We start from the raw sequence: 14408 nt of genomic DNA on the forward strand, positions 1-14408 counted from the left end.
CGCCCCGCCCGCCTCTTCCGCCCCCTGCCAACGGACCCGTCCCCCCGCTCCACACGTTCGCCTCCCATCGGAGGACCGCGCATGCAACGAGGATCATGGGTCGGCTGGGCCATCGGGCTCGGCGTCGCGCTGGGCGGGTTTTTCGACGGCATCCTGCTGCACCAGATCCTGCAATGGCACCATCTGCTGAGCCTCGTCCCCGGCGTCGAGAGCCTGCGCGAACAGGTGCTTTGGGACGGCTATTTTCATGCGCTGATGTACGTGATCGCGGCGGTGGCGCTCTGGGCCTTGTGGCGGCGGCGCGCCCAAATGGCCGGGGCAGCACGCCCGATGACGGGCGCGCTGCTGATCGGCTTCGGATTGTGGCACGTCATTGATGCGCTGTTGTCCCACTGGCTGCTCGGCATTCATCGAATCCGCGTGGACAGCCCCGATCCGCTCGCCTGGGATCTGTTGTGGCTTGCCGTGTTCGGGCTGGTGCCGATCGCGATCGGTTGGTGGTTGCTGCGCGCGCACCGTTCGGCGACAGGCGCGGGCCGCGGTGCGATGACGACGCTGCTGGCGGTCGCCACGCTGACCGGCGGCGCGGCGCTGTGGTCGCTGCGAACGCCGGAGGATCAAAGGTTCACCACGATCGTCTTTGCGCCGGGAACGGAGCCGCGCGAAATCATGAACGCGCTGGTCGCGCAACAAGCCGCGATCGTCTGGGCCGAGCCGTCTTTGTCGGTGGTGGTGGTCGATGTGCCGGCGGCGCAGCGGATGAGCTTTTATCGACATGGTGCGCTGCTGGTTAGCGGGGCGGGCGTGCCAGCAGGCTGCTTCAATTGGACGCGCGTCTAAGACATTCAGATCAGGACGTTCTTGAACAACATCGGCGGGCGTCAGCAATAGCGCGATGATCTTACTGGCTGCTGGCTAGTAATGCGGGACCGTGCTATTCTTCTTCCCATAAGTTCGCATCAGAGGAACGCTCGTGGTTCCAAAGCGCCACGGGTAAATGAAGGGGGAAATCCATGCGTTATACATTGGCCGTCGTGGCAATCGCCGCACTCCTGGTCGATGCGCCCGCATTCGCGCAGAACCGCGGTTCATCCGCCCACCAGGCACAGCGAAAAGGGGAAGCGCAAATTCCCGTCTGTACCAAACGACTTGGCTCGATCGCGATCGTCGAACCTGACAATCAGTGGTGGCGTGAGTTCGACCTTGGCAGCCCCGAGGCGATCATCAAGATTTTCGTACAAAAGTCCGGATGTTTTACCATGGTGAACCGTGGACGTGCGATGATGAGCCGCAACATGGAACGCGCCATGGCTGATTCCGGTGAGCTGCAGGCAGGATCGAACCTGGGGCGGGGCCAGGTGAAGGCGGCGGATTACTTCCTGCAACCCGACATCGTCACCGCCAACCGCAACTCTGGCGGCGGCGGACTCGGGGGCGTGCTCGGCGGGGTCGGCGGGCTGCTCGGCGGAGCGGTCGGTGCGATTGCTGGCGGCATCAACGTGCGCAAGGGCGAGGCGAAGACGACGCTGAGCCTGGTCAACGCGCGGACCACCGAAGAAGAAGCGATGACCGAGGGCTATGCCCGCAAATCAGACATCGGCTTCGGCGGGGGCGGCGGCTTGTTCACGGGCGGCACGTTCGGCGGTGCGGGAGCCGGCGGATATCAGGACACCGCAATCGGCCAGATCATCGTGCTGAGCTATCTCGACGCTTACACGCAGTTGGTGTCGCAGCTTGGCGGCCTGCCGGAGAATGCCGCCGCGGCGGCTCCGCGCGCGCAATAAGCCGTTCGGCGGCCGGGCTGTTTATAGCGTCCAGATCAGGACATTGCCGAACAGCACGGCCGCCATCACGATCAGCAGCCAGCCGCGCTTGGGATCACGGCGCGTGCGGATCATCCAGCCGCCGCCGATGACGCAGGCGAAGGCGGCGAGCATGGCGATCGCGGGGGCGGCGCTGGAGATGGCGTTCATGGGGTGCGCTTACTCACTCCTCTCCTCCAAGGGGAGGAGTTAAGATGCGATCGCCTTTGCGTAGGCGGCCGTGTCCACGTTTCCGCCCGACAGGATCACCAGCATGCCCGGCACCGGGGTCACTTTGCCGGCCAGCAGAGCCGCCAGCGCCACCGCGCCGCCCGGCTCGATCACCAGCCGCAGCTTTTCCGCGGCCCAGCGCTGCGCCGCCACGATTTCGATCTCACTGACCGCTACGCCCTTGGCGTCGCGGCGCGAGAGGACGTCGAAGGTCAGCGGTGAAACCTGCTTGGTCTGCAAGGCATCGCAGGCGGTCGGCGGAGGCGAATCGCCGACCGGCAGGATCCAGCTCGCCTCCAGGCTGCGGCGCATGTCGTCCCAGCCTTGCGGCTCGACCACGGTGATCGCCGCGTCGAGCAGCGCCAGCGTGATCCCGGCGGCCAAGCCGCCGCCGCCGCATGGCACCACGACGTGGCTCGGTGTTCCAAGCCGGGCAGCAGCCATCTGTGCGGCCGCCTCAATTCCGGCGGAGCCCTGCCCTTCGATCACCCAAGGATCGTCGAAGCTCGGCACCAATGTGGCCCCGCGCGCCTCGGCGAGTCGGGCGGCGATCTGTTCGCGCGACTCGGTGGCGCGGTCGTAGCTCACCACCTCGGCACCCAGCGCGAGCGTGCCCTCCACCTTGGCGCGCGGTGCATCGGCGGGCATCACGATCGTCGCCGGCATACCAAGTCTCTTCGCCGCCCAGGCGACACCCTGAGCATGATTGCCGCTGGAAAACGCAACCACGCCGCGCGCCCGTGCGTTTTCATCCAGAGCAGTCAGTCGGTGCCATGCACCCCTGATCTTGAACGCTCCGATCGGCTGCAACGACTCCGCCTTGAAGGCGACCGGCACGTTCTTGATTTCGCTGACGAATAATGGCGTCGGTGGCAGGATGGCGGCGATTTTCGCCGCGGCGTCACGCACTCCGGCTCGGGTCGGCTGTCGCAAAATCGTCACATCTCATCCTTGCTGCCGAAAAGGCGTCGCTAAAATCTCTTTACACAGGGGGTCGGCGACCCTAGTTCGCGCCTCCGCTGCCCCATGGGACTTCCACCGCAAGGCAGTGATTTCGTCAACTGAAGACCGGGGGCTTGCCCTCTGGCATTGGAGGTCCCTTGAATTGCACCAGGATCATTGCGCGCTGGGGCTAGCGCCCCTCTCGACCGTTGCCCGTTCCTCCGTTTCGGGCGCCATCGACATCGCACAGGGCAAGCCGGTTCAGCCGGTCACGCTTGTGCGTCCGCACGCCGCGGCACGCGCCGCCCGGTTCTTCGTGGAGAAGTTCCCGGGTCGGTCGATGTATGCCGTGAAGGCGAATCCCTCGCCTGAGCTTATCAAGATTCTCTTCGAGAACGGCATCACCACGTTTGACGTGGCGTCGATCGGCGAAGTGCGGATGGTGGCACGCACCGTGCCGGAGGCAACGCTCTGCTTCATGCATCCGGTGAAGGCCGAAGAGGCGATCACCGAGGCGTATTTCACGCATGGCGTGCGCACCTTCAGCCTCGACTCGATGGAAGAGCTCGAAAAGATCATGCGCGCGACGCGCAATGCGTCGGACCTGACGCTGTGCGTTCGCCTGCGCGTGTCGTCCGAGCATTCGAAGCTGAGCCTCGCGTCGAAGTTCGGCGTGGCGCCGCATGAAGCGAAGCCTTTGCTGTTCGCCGCTCGCCAGGCGGCCGATGCGCTCGGCATCTGCTTCCACGTCGGCAGCCAGGCGATGACGCCCGACGCTTATGCCGATGCGATGGAGCGCGTACGCGCGGCGATCGTCGAAGCAGCGGTGACGGTCGACGTCATCGACGTAGGCGGCGGGTTCCCGTCGTCCTATCCGGGCATGGAGCCGCCGCCGCTGGAGCGGTATTTCGAGACGATCCACCGCGCGTTCGAGAGCCTGCCGATCAGCTATTCGGCGGAGCTCTGGGCCGAGCCGGGTCGTGCGCTGTGCGCCGAGTACAGCAGCATCGTCGTGCGCGTCGAAAAGCGCCGCGGCAACGAGCTGTACATCAACGACGGCGCGTATGGCGCGCTGTTCGATGCGGCGCATATCGGCTGGCGTTTCCCGGTGGAGTTGCTGCGCGAGCCGCAGTCCACGGTGCGCGATCATCCCTTTTCGTTCTACGGCCCGACCTGCGACGATATCGACCATATGCAGGGCCCGTTCCTGCTGCCGGCCGATATTCAGACCAGCGACTATTTCGAGATCGGCATGCTCGGTGCCTATGGCGCGGCGATGCGCACGGCCTTCAACGGCTTCGGATCGGACGAGACGGTGATCGTCGAGGACGAGCCGATGGTGTCGATGTACACCACGGTGGAACGCGAAGCCGCGTCCAACGTCGTAAAGCTGTAACTCACTACCTACATTATCGAATAGGCGGCGGCGCTCCTCTCGGGGCGCTGCCGTGCTTACGGGTTAGCGCGTCCCCTTCCGAACGACTGTGCAATCATGCGAGAGCAATACCCTCATGACTGACACCCTCACGAAGACCGCGGCCGCGAACGGCCCGATCAACGACACCCGCAAGGCGGAACTGCTGTCCAAGCAGGTCAAGCATATAGACATCCGCTCGTTCGACGCGCGCCCGATTGTGGACGCGATGAGCGACATGAGCTTCACCAGCCGCGACCTCGGCCGCGCGACCAAGATCTACAACGAGATGTTGGCCGACAAGGACTGCACCGTCGTGCTGGTGATCGCCGGCTCGACCTCGGCCGGCGGCTGTATGGACCTGTATGCCGAGCTGGTCCGCTCGAACATGGTCGACTGCATCGTCGCCACCGGCGCGACCATCGTCGACATGGATTTCTTCGAAGGCCTCGGCCACAAGCACTTCCAGGCGCTCGAAATTCCTGACGACGACACGCTGCGCTCGCTCTACATCGATCGCATCTACGATACGTACATCGACGAGGAAGCGCTGCAGAACGTCGACCACACGATCTTCGAGATCGCCGAGACGCTGGAAGCCAAGCCTTACTCGTCGCGCGCGTTCATCCGCGAGATGGGCAAGTATCTGGTCGAGCACGGCAAGAAGGAGAACAGCCTCGTCAAGCTCGCGTACGAGCATGACGTGCCGATCTTCTGCCCGGCCTTCGTCGATTCGTCGGCTGGTTTCGGCCTGGTGAAGCACCAGGTCGATCGCGCCAAGGCGGGCAAGCCGTACATGGTGCTCGACGCGATCGCCGACTTCCGCGAGCTGACGCAGATCAAGATCGAGGCCGGCACCACCGGGCTCCTGATGATCGGCGGCGGCGTGCCGAAGAACTTCATCCAGGATACGGTGGTATGCGCCGAGATCCTCGGCCATGACGACGTCGCGGTCCACAAGTATGCGGTGCAGATCACCGTCGCCGACGTGCGCGACGGCGCCTGCTCCTCCTCGACGCTGCAGGAAGCGGCATCGTGGGGCAAGGTGAACACGGGCATCGAGCAGATGGTGTTCGCGGAAGCCGGCTCGGTGATGCCGCTGCTGGCCTCAGACGCCTATCACCGCGGCCACTGGAAGGATCGCGCCAAGCGGGGTTGGGCGAAGCTGTTCGCCTGATCCTTTCGATAGCGCTGATTTCCTGGCACCCCGGCCCTTTGGTCGGGGTGACTTGTTTCTGCGGCTGCTTGTCGGAGGCGGGCGGGAAGAAGAAGGTTTTGTTCACGCGAAGCCGCGAAGCCGCGAAGATGTTGCGTTAGAGGCCAAGTGCCGCTTTTCTCATGAGTTGAAGCCGCTTCGTGGTGAGAGCTGAACGCCGCAGCGTGCGGGACAGCTTTGCGCCTTCGCGCCTTCGCGTGAAATCCCCTTCTTCCTCTTTGTCCGCTCTTGACGCCGCAGCCATCAGCCGTTGTCTGGCCGCCAGCACAAGGAGACGAAGATGCCGATCAATCGCCGCCAGCTTGTTGTCGGAGCCGCCGGCGTGGCGCTGGCCAGCCGGGTCGCGGCGCAGGATTCGGCGCCGGCGGCGACGACCGAGTGGCCGCCTCGGGAGCATTTCCGGCTGTGGCCGGGCCGCGCGCCCGGCGCCCCTAAGGTGCTGCCGCGCGAGAATTTTGCCATGAGCGGGGCGCCGCCGCGGCGCGAGCTTCATCTGCGCGGTGTCGTCGATCCGGTCGTTGGCGTGTACCGGCCGGCCAATCCAGACGGGCGTGCGCTGCTCTCCATCCCGGGCGGTGGGTATCGTTTCATCTCGGTGGAGAATGAGGGGATCAACGTCGCCAAGGCGTTCAATCCGTTGGGCGTGACAGTGTATGTGCTCGGCTATCGCTTGCCCGGCGAAGGCTGGGCCGATCCCGAGGATGTGCCGCTGCAGGATGCGCAGCGGGCGATGCGGCTGATCCGCGCACGGGCATCGCGCGACGGCATCGATCCGGCGAAGCTCGGCATCGTCGGCTTTTCCGCGGGCGGGCTGCTCGCCGCGAGCCTAGCGGTGGCGCATGGCGATCCGGTCTATACCAAGGTCGACGCCGCCGACGAGGCGTCGGCCGCGCCGGCCTTCGCTGGGCTGATCTATCCCGTAATCTGGAGCGAGACGATGCGCGTGGGCAAGAATGCGGCCGGCCGCTTCAACGCCGATCGGCGCGTGCGGCCGGATACGCCACCGATCTTCATCGCCCACGCACTGGACGACCCTGTCGTGCCTGCCGGCAATCCGCTGTCGATGATGGCTGCGTGCCAGGCGGCGAAGGTGCCGGTCGAGGCGCATTTCTTCCAGGAAGGCGGGCACGGCTTCGGCCCCGCCTATCTACCGCCCGAGCTGCCGGGATCGAAATGGCCGATGCTGTTCGATCAGTGGATCAAACGGACGCTGGCGCGACCGTGATCGGGGAGGACGTGGCGGTCGAAGCCGCCACGTCCTCTTTCTCCGCCGCCGACCGACGGCGTCACGTCACCAGAAGATGTCGGTGATCACGTCAACGACTTCGCCGGTGTAGGTGTCGACCAGCAGCGCATCATTGTAATAACGCACCCATTGAAAATCGCCGTCGGTCGCTGGCAAGCGATAGGACCACGGATCGTTGATCCAATAGCTTTGTGCGAACAGCACCGACGACAGGGTCGCACCGATGCCGAAGCGGCGATAGCCCTGGTTCCAACCATATGGCGGGTAGTAACGCGGCAGGCGGAAGGCGTTGCGGTTGCTGGCACGCCAGCCGAGCCAATCGTAGCGGTTGTCACGGCGCCAGTCGCGGTTCCAGCCAGCGCGATTATTGCGGCCATACCATTGACGCTGGTCCCGCGCGCCCCGGCGACGAACATCGTCGCGGTAATGATCGTTCCGGTCGGCACCGCTCCGATCCCAACCGCCGCGGTTTTCGCTGCGGCGGTCACGTGTGAAATCACGACGGTCGTCGCGCCGGTCACGACGGAAGGCCTCGCGATCGGCGGCACGATCGGCACGATACGTCTGGCGAGTCACGGCGCCATTGGAGAGCGCCTCGCGATCACGCCAGCGTTCGGCGTTGAAGTCGCGACGCTCCTCACGGCGCTCCTGCCGAAAGACGCGCCCTGCCTCGGTACGGGGCCGCTCGACGCGCTGCTCGGGCGCACGCAACGGCCTGTAGTTGCGCGTGGGCGCCTGCTGCTGCGCGCGCCGCATCCGGGCGGCCTCGTCCCCGCCCTGCCGCTGCTGCCAGCCACCCTGCGGACGCGATGACCGCTCGGCGCGTCCGCCGCGATCGCCGCCACGGTCCTGCGCCACGGCCATGCCCGGCAGCAGCGCTGCGGCTGCCATCAATGCTGCGACCAACTTCCTACCCATCTTTCCGTGAACTCCACCGCCGGCGCACCTAGCCGGCCCTGCCGATCACACGCTTATGTGCGGGTGCTGGCGAATGGCGGCTGAATGCGGGCGTCAGCGTTGCGAAAGGAACGGTGCCGCCGTCACCCTGAGCTTGGTTCAGGGTCCACTGATCCAAGGCGGGAGCCTTCGCCTGTGGCGCGGTGGATGCTGAAACAAGTTCCGCATGACGGCAGGTTGGCAGGGCCAACGAGGCTTATGCGACGCCGGCGAGTTGCTTGGCCTTGGCGTAATCGGCCTTGCCATTCGGCGCGCGTAGCGACTCGCCCGTTGCCACGATCAGCTTGGGAAGTTTGTAGCCAGCGAGCTTGTGGCGAAGCACGTCGCGAGCGGCGCCCTCGTCGAAGCCATCGGACTGAACCACCGCAGCCACCGCCTGCCCCCATTTCGGATCGGGCATGGCGAAAACGAGCGCATCGTCCACCTTCGGACAAAGCTTCAACGCCTCCTCGACTTCCTCAGGGAAGATCTTTTCGCCGGCGGAGTTAATGCAGGCCGAGCCGCGACCAAGGAGGATCAGCGTGCCGTCCTCCGCCACTTGCGCGAAATCGCCCGACACTGTGTAGCGGACGCCATCGATGACGCGAAAGGTGCGCGCGCTCTTCTCGGGATCCTTGTGATATTCCACCGGATTTGGCGGTGCGAGCACGACCTTTCCGGTGACGCCGGAACCGGGCACGACCGGCTGGTCGTCGTCATCGAGCACGCGGCAGCGCGGACCGACCATGAATTTGGCGGTTTCCACGGTGCCATCCTTGCTGGTTACCGAGGCGCCCATGCCAATGGCTTCGGACGAGCTGAAGTTATCCTGGCATACCGCATCCGGCATGTGGCGGATCAGCCCGTCCTTTACACCTTGCGTCCACATCACGCCCGACGAACTGATGAGGCGCATCGAAGACACGTTCCAGCGGTTCGGCTCGGCATCCAGCGCTTCCAGGATGGGCCGCGCGAAGGCATCACCGACGACGATCAGGCGGTTCGCCTGCCACTTGTCGATCGCATCGAGCGCCTCGACCGGGTTGAAGCTGCGGCTGGGCAGCGTGGCGACGAACCCGCCGGCCAGCAGCGCGCCGTAGGAAGACAGGAGGCCGGTGCCGTGCATCAGCGGCGGGCCGCAGACGGTGCGCGGATAATCAGGGTTGGCGGCGGCGAAGGCGGCAGCTTCCTCGACGCTCGACGGCACGGGCAGCCCTTGCGTGGCGGCCACGGCGAGGCCGATCGCGTTCAGCTCACTATGCGTCCACACCACGCCCTTGGGCATGCCGGTGGTGCCGCCGGTGTAGATAAAGAAACGGTCGTTCGGATCCCGCGCGATGCCGACGGGACTGCCCTCGCCCTGGACCAGATCGTCGAAGCGGACGGCAAAAGCAGGCGGTTCGTCGCTGCCGCCGATCTCGACAAAGGTGCGCACCAGCGGCGATCGATCGACCACTTCGGACACGCAGTCGCGCAGGCGGGCGTCATAGACCAGCACGGTCGCGTCGCTGTCGGCGAGGATGTACGCCAGTTCGTCGGCGACATAGCGATAGTTGACGTTGACGTGCGTGCCGCGCGCCTTCCAGCACGCCATGAGCGCAACGAGATAATCAGCGGAATTGTAAGCGTAGAACGCGAAGCGATCGCCCGGCTGGAGGCCACGTTCGATCAGCGCGCCGGCGAGATTGTTCGACTGACGGCGCAACGTCGCCCAATCAACGACCTGCTCACCATGGGCCAGCGCGATGCGATCGCCCGGGATCGCTGCCTCGACGGCCTCGATCATGTCGCCGAAGTTGAAGCTCATCCTTGCCTCCCCGTATCTCTATGGCGTCGTGCCGGGCTCGTCCCGGCATCCAGCGGACCGCACATCCTCACGCCGGTGAGTTCGCGGAACAGCGGACCCCGGCACAGGGCCGGGGTGACGAGCGCTTGCTACGCAGCCTGCTCGGCGGGCTTGGTCTTGCCCCAATATTCGTCGCGGAGCAGTCGCTTGTAGAGCTTGCCGGTATCGTGGCGCGGCAGTTCCTCGCGAAAATCCCAGCGGCGCGGCGATTTCACGTGGCTGAGGTTGGCGCGGGCATATTGCGACAGTTCCTCGGCCAGCGCCTCGCGGTCCGCGAGCGGATCGCGCGGCTGGATCACTGCCACGACTTCCTCGCCCATCTCCTCGTGCGGCGCGCCGATCACAGCAACATCGGCGACCTTGGGATGCGTAACGAGCAGATTCTCGATCTCGGCCGGGTAGATGTTCACCCCGCCGGAAATGATCATGAAGCTCTTGCGATCGGTAAGGTAGAGGAAGCCTTCCTCGTCCATCCAGCCCACGTCGCCCAGCGTGGTCCAGCCCTTGGCGCTGGTACTCTCCTTGGTCTTCTCGGGATCATTGTGATAGCTGAACGGCGCCGCGCCGGTCGGGTTGAGATCGGTGACCGGGGCCTCGAAATAAATCGCGCCCTCGGTGCGCGGCGGGACTTCGTTGCCGTCTTCGTCACAAATGTGAGTGATGGTCGTCAGGTTGCGCCCGACCGAACCCTTGTGCGTCAGCCATTCTTCCGAGAGGATATTGTGGAAGCCGTTGCCTTCGGTGCCGGCGTAATATTCGCCGATGATCGGCCCCCACCATTCGATCATCTGTTCCTTGACCGGGATCGGGCACGGCGCGGCGGCGTGCCATACTGCCTTCAGCGACGACATGTCGTAGCGCTTGCGCACATCTTCGGGCAGCTTGAGCATGCGGATGAAGTGCGTCGGCACCCATTGCGCATGCGTGACCTTGTAGCGCTCGATCGCCTCCAGCGCTTTCTCGGCGTCGAACCGCTCCATCACCACGACCGTGCCACCGAGCTGCTGTACCGCCATCGACCAGCGCAGCGGCGCGGCGTGGTAAAGCGGCGCGGGCGACAGATAGACCATGTCCGGCGTGAAACCGTACAGCCCCTGGCCGATCATCGTCAGCGGAGAGACATTCTCGCCATAGGGCTCCTCGGGCAACGCGAAGCGGACGCCCTTGGGCTTGCCGGTCGTGCCGGACGAGTAAAGCATGATCTGGCCCGGTGACGGATCGGCGATCGGCGTGTCGGGCTGCGTCCCTGCGGCCTCTTCCCAGCTATCATAGCCGTCGATCGTGCCGTCCACCATGTAGCGCGCGAGATCGCCAATCAGCGGCAGCACCGCCTCGGCGCACCCAGCGCAGCCCTTGGAGGCGATGAACACCCGGCAGTCGCCGTCGCGGATGATATATTCCGCCTCGCTGGCCATCAGCTTGGACGAGATGCAGGTGAGATACACCCCTGCCCGCTCCGCCGCCCAGACCACCTCGAAATAGCGTGGCGAATTGTCCATCATCAGCGCCACCGCATCGCCGCGCTTCAGCCCCAGCGAGCGGAGCAGATGCGCGCCCCGGTTCGCGCGCTTGTCGAGTTCCGCAAAGGAGACCGCTTCGCCCGTGCCGGCCATGATAAAGGCCGGTTTGTCGGGCGTAGCGAGGGCGTGCTTGTACGGGTGGGTCATCATTCTCTCCATCCGCGGCGGACGCTCCCGGCCCGCTCGCGGATCCATTCACATCAAGTCAGGCGGCGAGACGTTCGACGATGATCGCCGGCGCCATGCCACCAGCGGCGCACATGGTAACCAGGCCGTAGCGCTTTTCCTGGCGCTCCAGCTCGTCGACGATGGTGCCGATCAGGATCGATCCGGTCGCGCCGATCGGGTGGCCGAGCGCGATCGAACCGCCGTTCACGTTCACCTTCTCGCGCGGCAGGTTGAGATCACGAATGAACTTCTCCGACACGACGGCGAACGCCTCGTTGATCTCGAACAGGTCGATGTCGTCCACCGTCAGGCCAGCCTTCTCAAGCACCTTCTTCGCGGCGGGCACCGGCGCGTTGAGCATCAGCGTCGGATCATCACCGATGTTCGCCATGGCAACGATGCGCGCGCGCGGCTTCCAGCCCTGCTTCTCGGCATATTCCTTGGAGGCCAGCAGCACCGCAGCGGCACCATCGACCACGCCAGACGAGTTGCCGGCATGGTGGAAATGCTGGATGTCGAGATCCGGATACTTGCGGTTGATCTGCTTGCGGAAGGTATCGCCGTCCTTGTTGTACGGCACGTCCGCCATCGCGGCGAACGAGGGCTTGAGCGAGGCAAGGCCTTCCGCCGTGGTCTGCGGGCGGGGAAATTCATCGCGGTCGAGCACGACGTTGCCATCGTCATCGATCACCGGCACCAGCGACTTGCTGAAACGACCCTCGGCGATTGCGACGGCGGCCTTCTGCTGGCTTTCAAGGCCGGCACGGTCGAGTTCCTCGCGAGTGAAGCCTTCCTTGCTGGCGATCGCGTCGCCGCAGATGCCCTGGTGCGACTGCGGATGGTTGATGTTGAGGCGCGCATTGCCCGAACCCATGCCAAGCGGCGGCTTGCCCGATTCCATGTCCTCGGCGCCCATCGCAGCCGTGAGGCTCATCATCTCGGTGCCGCCGGCAATGACGCAATCCTCCATGCCGCTCATGATCTGCGCCGCGGCGAAGTTCACCGCGGTGATGCCGCCGCCGCAGAAGCGATCAAGCGTGGTGCCCGACGCCTTCACGTCATAGCCCGCGTCGAGTGCCGCCATGCGGCCCATGTCGCCGCCCTGCTTGCCGCGCTGAGTCGAGGTCGACCAGATGATGTCGTCCACCTCTTCGGTCTTGAGGTTGTTACGCTCCTTCAGCGCCTTCAGCACGGTGGCGGCGAGATGCTGCGGATGCATGTGCGCCAGCGCGCCCTTGCCCTGCTTGCCGATCCCGCGCGGCGTACGAACGGCGTCGATGATGTAAGCGTCGGCCATTGTTTCAGAACCTCTCCAAGAATCCCACCCCGACCGGCCCTTTACCGGCGCGGATTTCCGGCATAACCTTCGTTATGGTACAAGGGATGTCAAGCGTGCAGGCAGCAGTTTCGGGACAAAGCGCAAGCCCGCGAAGCCCGGATCTGACACCGCGCGACTGGTTGGAGGCGGGGCAGTCGCTGCTTCGCCGCGGCGGCCTGCGCGCGCTGAAGCTGCGGCCGCTCGCCGAGGAGCTCAAGGTTTCGACCGGCAGCTTCTATCACCATTTTCGCGACTTTGACGATTATCAGGGCAAGCTCGCCGGCTATTTCGCGGAGGATCAGATCAGCGATCTGATCGCCGCGCTGGAGCGCGCCTCGCCCGATCCGATCGGGCGCATCCGGCTGCTGGGGCAGACCGTGCGGCGGCGCGGTTCGTCACGGATCGCGGTCGCAATGCGGGCCTGGGCCGAAAGCGACCCGCGCGCGCGCGTCGCGGTGGAGCGGCACGACGAGCTGATGCTCGATTTCTTGGCGCGCAACCTGATGGAGATCGGCTTCTCGCGCGACGAGGCGGAGGTGCGGGCCTATGGCCTCATCACGCTGGGCTTGAGCAAGGTGCATGCGCCGCACCTTGATATGACGACGCTTTTCGAGACGCTGCTCGACATCATCGTGGCACGACCATGAGGGGATTGGCATGAAGGCGCTGGTTGTCTCGGCGCTGTCGCCCGACTTGTCGGGCACGGCGCTGGTCGATGTGCCAGAACCGGTCGCAGCGGCGGGTAGGGTGCTGATCCGGGTGAAGGCGGCGGCGCTGAACTTCCCGGACCTGTTGATGACCAAGGGCGAGTATCAGTTGAAGCCGCCCCTGCCCTTTTCACCCGGCATGGAAATTGCCGGTGAGGTGATCGCCGGGGATGGCTTTGCCGCTGGCGAGGCGGTGGTCGCGGGGACCCGGCTGGGTGGATTTGCTGAAATCGTGTCAGTGGATGCGGGCGCCGTGCGCCGCATGCCGGCGCATCTGTCCTTCGGTAAGGCCGCGGGAGTCGGCGCCGCGTATCTGACTGCTTATGTGGCGCTGGTGCGGCTGGCGAAAGTCGAGGCCGGCGAGTGGGTGCTGGTGCATGGCGCCACTGGTGGTGTCGGCCTGGCCGCGGTGGACCTGGCTAAATCGCTCGGCGCCAAGGTGATCGCGACATCGCGGTCGGCGGACAAGCTGGCAGTGGTCGAGCGGGAGTATGGCGTGGATGCCGTGCTGCCTGCATCGGGATTTCGCGAGGCCGTAAAGGACCTTACCGGCGGCGGCGCAGACGTGATCTACGATCCGGTCGGCGGCGATGTGTTCGACGAATCGGTGCGCGCGATCGCTTTCGGCGGGCGGCTGTGCGTGGTGGGCTTCACCTCCGGGCGGATCGCAGCGGTCTCTACCAACATGCCGTTGATTAAGGGTTTTTCGGTGATCGGGGTGCGGGCGGGCGAATATGGCCGGCAGTTCCCGGACAAGGGCCGCGAGAACCAGGAGGCGATCTGGCGGCTGGCGGCGGAGGGCAAGATCCGGCCGCGGGTGCATGCGCAATATGCGCTTCAGGACTGGCGAGCGGCGTTTGAAGCGATGCAGCGCAGCGACATGGTGGGGAAGATTGTGCTGGTGCCGTGAGCGGTCGTCCTGCGCCGCATGGAATAGGTGCCACACAGGGGCAGCGCCCAGGGCGCGTGCTTCGACAGGCTCAGCACGAACGGAGCAAGAGGCACTGCCTTCCCGCCTTCGCCCCTGAGCTTGTCGAAGGGCGTGCCAAAAGGCACAACCTA

The 14408-nt window shown here is 65.2% G+C and carries 13 protein-coding genes; 7 read left to right on the forward strand and 6 right to left on the reverse strand.

Annotation, left to right across the window (positions count from 1 at the left end; all coding sequences use genetic code 11):
• Window positions 1-81: 81 nt before the first annotated feature.
• Together SPHI_RS13155 and SPHI_RS13160 are read left to right on the forward strand one after the other, a co-directional pair.
• Window positions 82-840, forward strand: a complete 759-nt coding sequence (locus tag SPHI_RS13155; protein WP_076745419.1) for a DUF2243 domain-containing protein — start codon at window positions 82-84, stop codon at window positions 838-840.
• Between the two features lie 173 nt (window positions 841-1013).
• Window positions 1014-1784, forward strand: coding sequence for a CsgG/HfaB family protein (locus SPHI_RS13160; RefSeq protein ID WP_076745420.1), 771 nt, complete (start codon window positions 1014-1016; stop codon window positions 1782-1784).
• Window positions 1785-1805: 21 nt separating this feature from the next.
• Here the strand turns inward: SPHI_RS13160 and SPHI_RS15025 are convergent, their stop codons facing one another.
• Window positions 1806-1973 carry a hypothetical protein gene (locus SPHI_RS15025; RefSeq protein WP_158049716.1) on the reverse strand — a complete coding sequence of 56 codons (168 nt, stop codon included), beginning with the start codon at window positions 1971-1973 and terminating at the stop codon, window positions 1806-1808.
• Between the two features lie 39 nt (window positions 1974-2012).
• Window positions 2013-2975 carry a threonine ammonia-lyase gene (locus SPHI_RS13165; RefSeq protein ID WP_198927877.1) on the reverse strand — a complete coding sequence of 321 codons (963 nt, stop codon included), beginning with the start codon at window positions 2973-2975 and terminating at the stop codon, window positions 2013-2015.
• Between the two features lie 163 nt (window positions 2976-3138).
• Here SPHI_RS13165 and SPHI_RS13170 point away from each other — a divergent pair, with 163 nt between their 5' ends.
• The 3 genes from SPHI_RS13170 to SPHI_RS13180 all read left to right on the forward strand — a co-directional run bounded on the left by SPHI_RS13170 (window position 3139) and on the right by SPHI_RS13180 (window position 6830).
• Window positions 3139-4371 (forward strand): type III PLP-dependent enzyme, encoded by a 1233-nt coding sequence (locus tag SPHI_RS13170; protein WP_076745422.1) that lies wholly within the window; start codon window positions 3139-3141, stop codon window positions 4369-4371.
• Window positions 4372-4486: 115 nt separating this feature from the next.
• Complete coding sequence (locus SPHI_RS13175; protein WP_076745423.1) at window positions 4487-5566, forward strand: 1,9-bis(guanidino)-5-aza-nonane synthase; 1080 nt, start codon at window positions 4487-4489, stop codon at window positions 5564-5566.
• A 319-nt stretch (window positions 5567-5885) separates the two neighbouring features.
• A complete protein-coding gene (locus SPHI_RS13180; RefSeq protein WP_076745424.1) occupies window positions 5886-6830 on the forward strand; it encodes an alpha/beta hydrolase in 945 nt (314 codons plus the stop codon).
• A gap of 66 nt (window positions 6831-6896) precedes the next feature.
• Here SPHI_RS13180 and SPHI_RS13185 read toward each other — a convergent pair whose 3' ends face one another.
• From SPHI_RS13185 to SPHI_RS13200, 4 genes are all read right to left on the reverse strand, one after another.
• Complete coding sequence (locus tag SPHI_RS13185; RefSeq protein ID WP_233130927.1) at window positions 6897-7742, reverse strand: RcnB family protein; 846 nt, start codon at window positions 7740-7742, stop codon at window positions 6897-6899.
• A gap of 262 nt (window positions 7743-8004) precedes the next feature.
• Window positions 8005-9594: an AMP-binding protein gene (locus SPHI_RS13190; protein WP_076745426.1), complete on the reverse strand. Its 1590-nt coding sequence runs from the start codon at window positions 9592-9594 to the stop codon at window positions 8005-8007.
• A gap of 128 nt (window positions 9595-9722) precedes the next feature.
• Window positions 9723-11300, reverse strand: coding sequence for an acyl-CoA synthetase (locus SPHI_RS13195; RefSeq protein WP_076745427.1), 1578 nt, complete (start codon window positions 11298-11300; stop codon window positions 9723-9725).
• 58 nt (window positions 11301-11358) lie between these two features.
• Entirely contained in the window at window positions 11359-12618 is a 1260-nt protein-coding gene (locus SPHI_RS13200) for an acetyl-CoA C-acetyltransferase (protein ID WP_076745428.1), read from the reverse strand.
• An 86-nt stretch (window positions 12619-12704) separates the two neighbouring features.
• On the opposite strand from SPHI_RS13200, the gene SPHI_RS13205 reads away from it, so the two are divergent.
• Both SPHI_RS13205 and SPHI_RS13210 read left to right on the forward strand, forming a co-directional pair.
• On the forward strand, window positions 12705-13286 hold the full coding sequence (locus SPHI_RS13205) for a TetR/AcrR family transcriptional regulator (RefSeq protein ID WP_233130928.1): 582 nt from the start codon (window positions 12705-12707) through the stop codon (window positions 13284-13286).
• 10 nt (window positions 13287-13296) lie between these two features.
• Window positions 13297-14256, forward strand: coding sequence for an NADPH:quinone oxidoreductase family protein (locus SPHI_RS13210; RefSeq protein WP_076745430.1), 960 nt, complete (start codon window positions 13297-13299; stop codon window positions 14254-14256).
• Window positions 14257-14408: the final 152 nt, after the last annotated feature.

It is taken from the genome of Sphingomonas jeddahensis (assembly GCF_001981525.1).
GTDB classification, from domain to species: domain Bacteria; phylum Pseudomonadota; class Alphaproteobacteria; order Sphingomonadales; family Sphingomonadaceae; genus Sphingomonas; species Sphingomonas jeddahensis.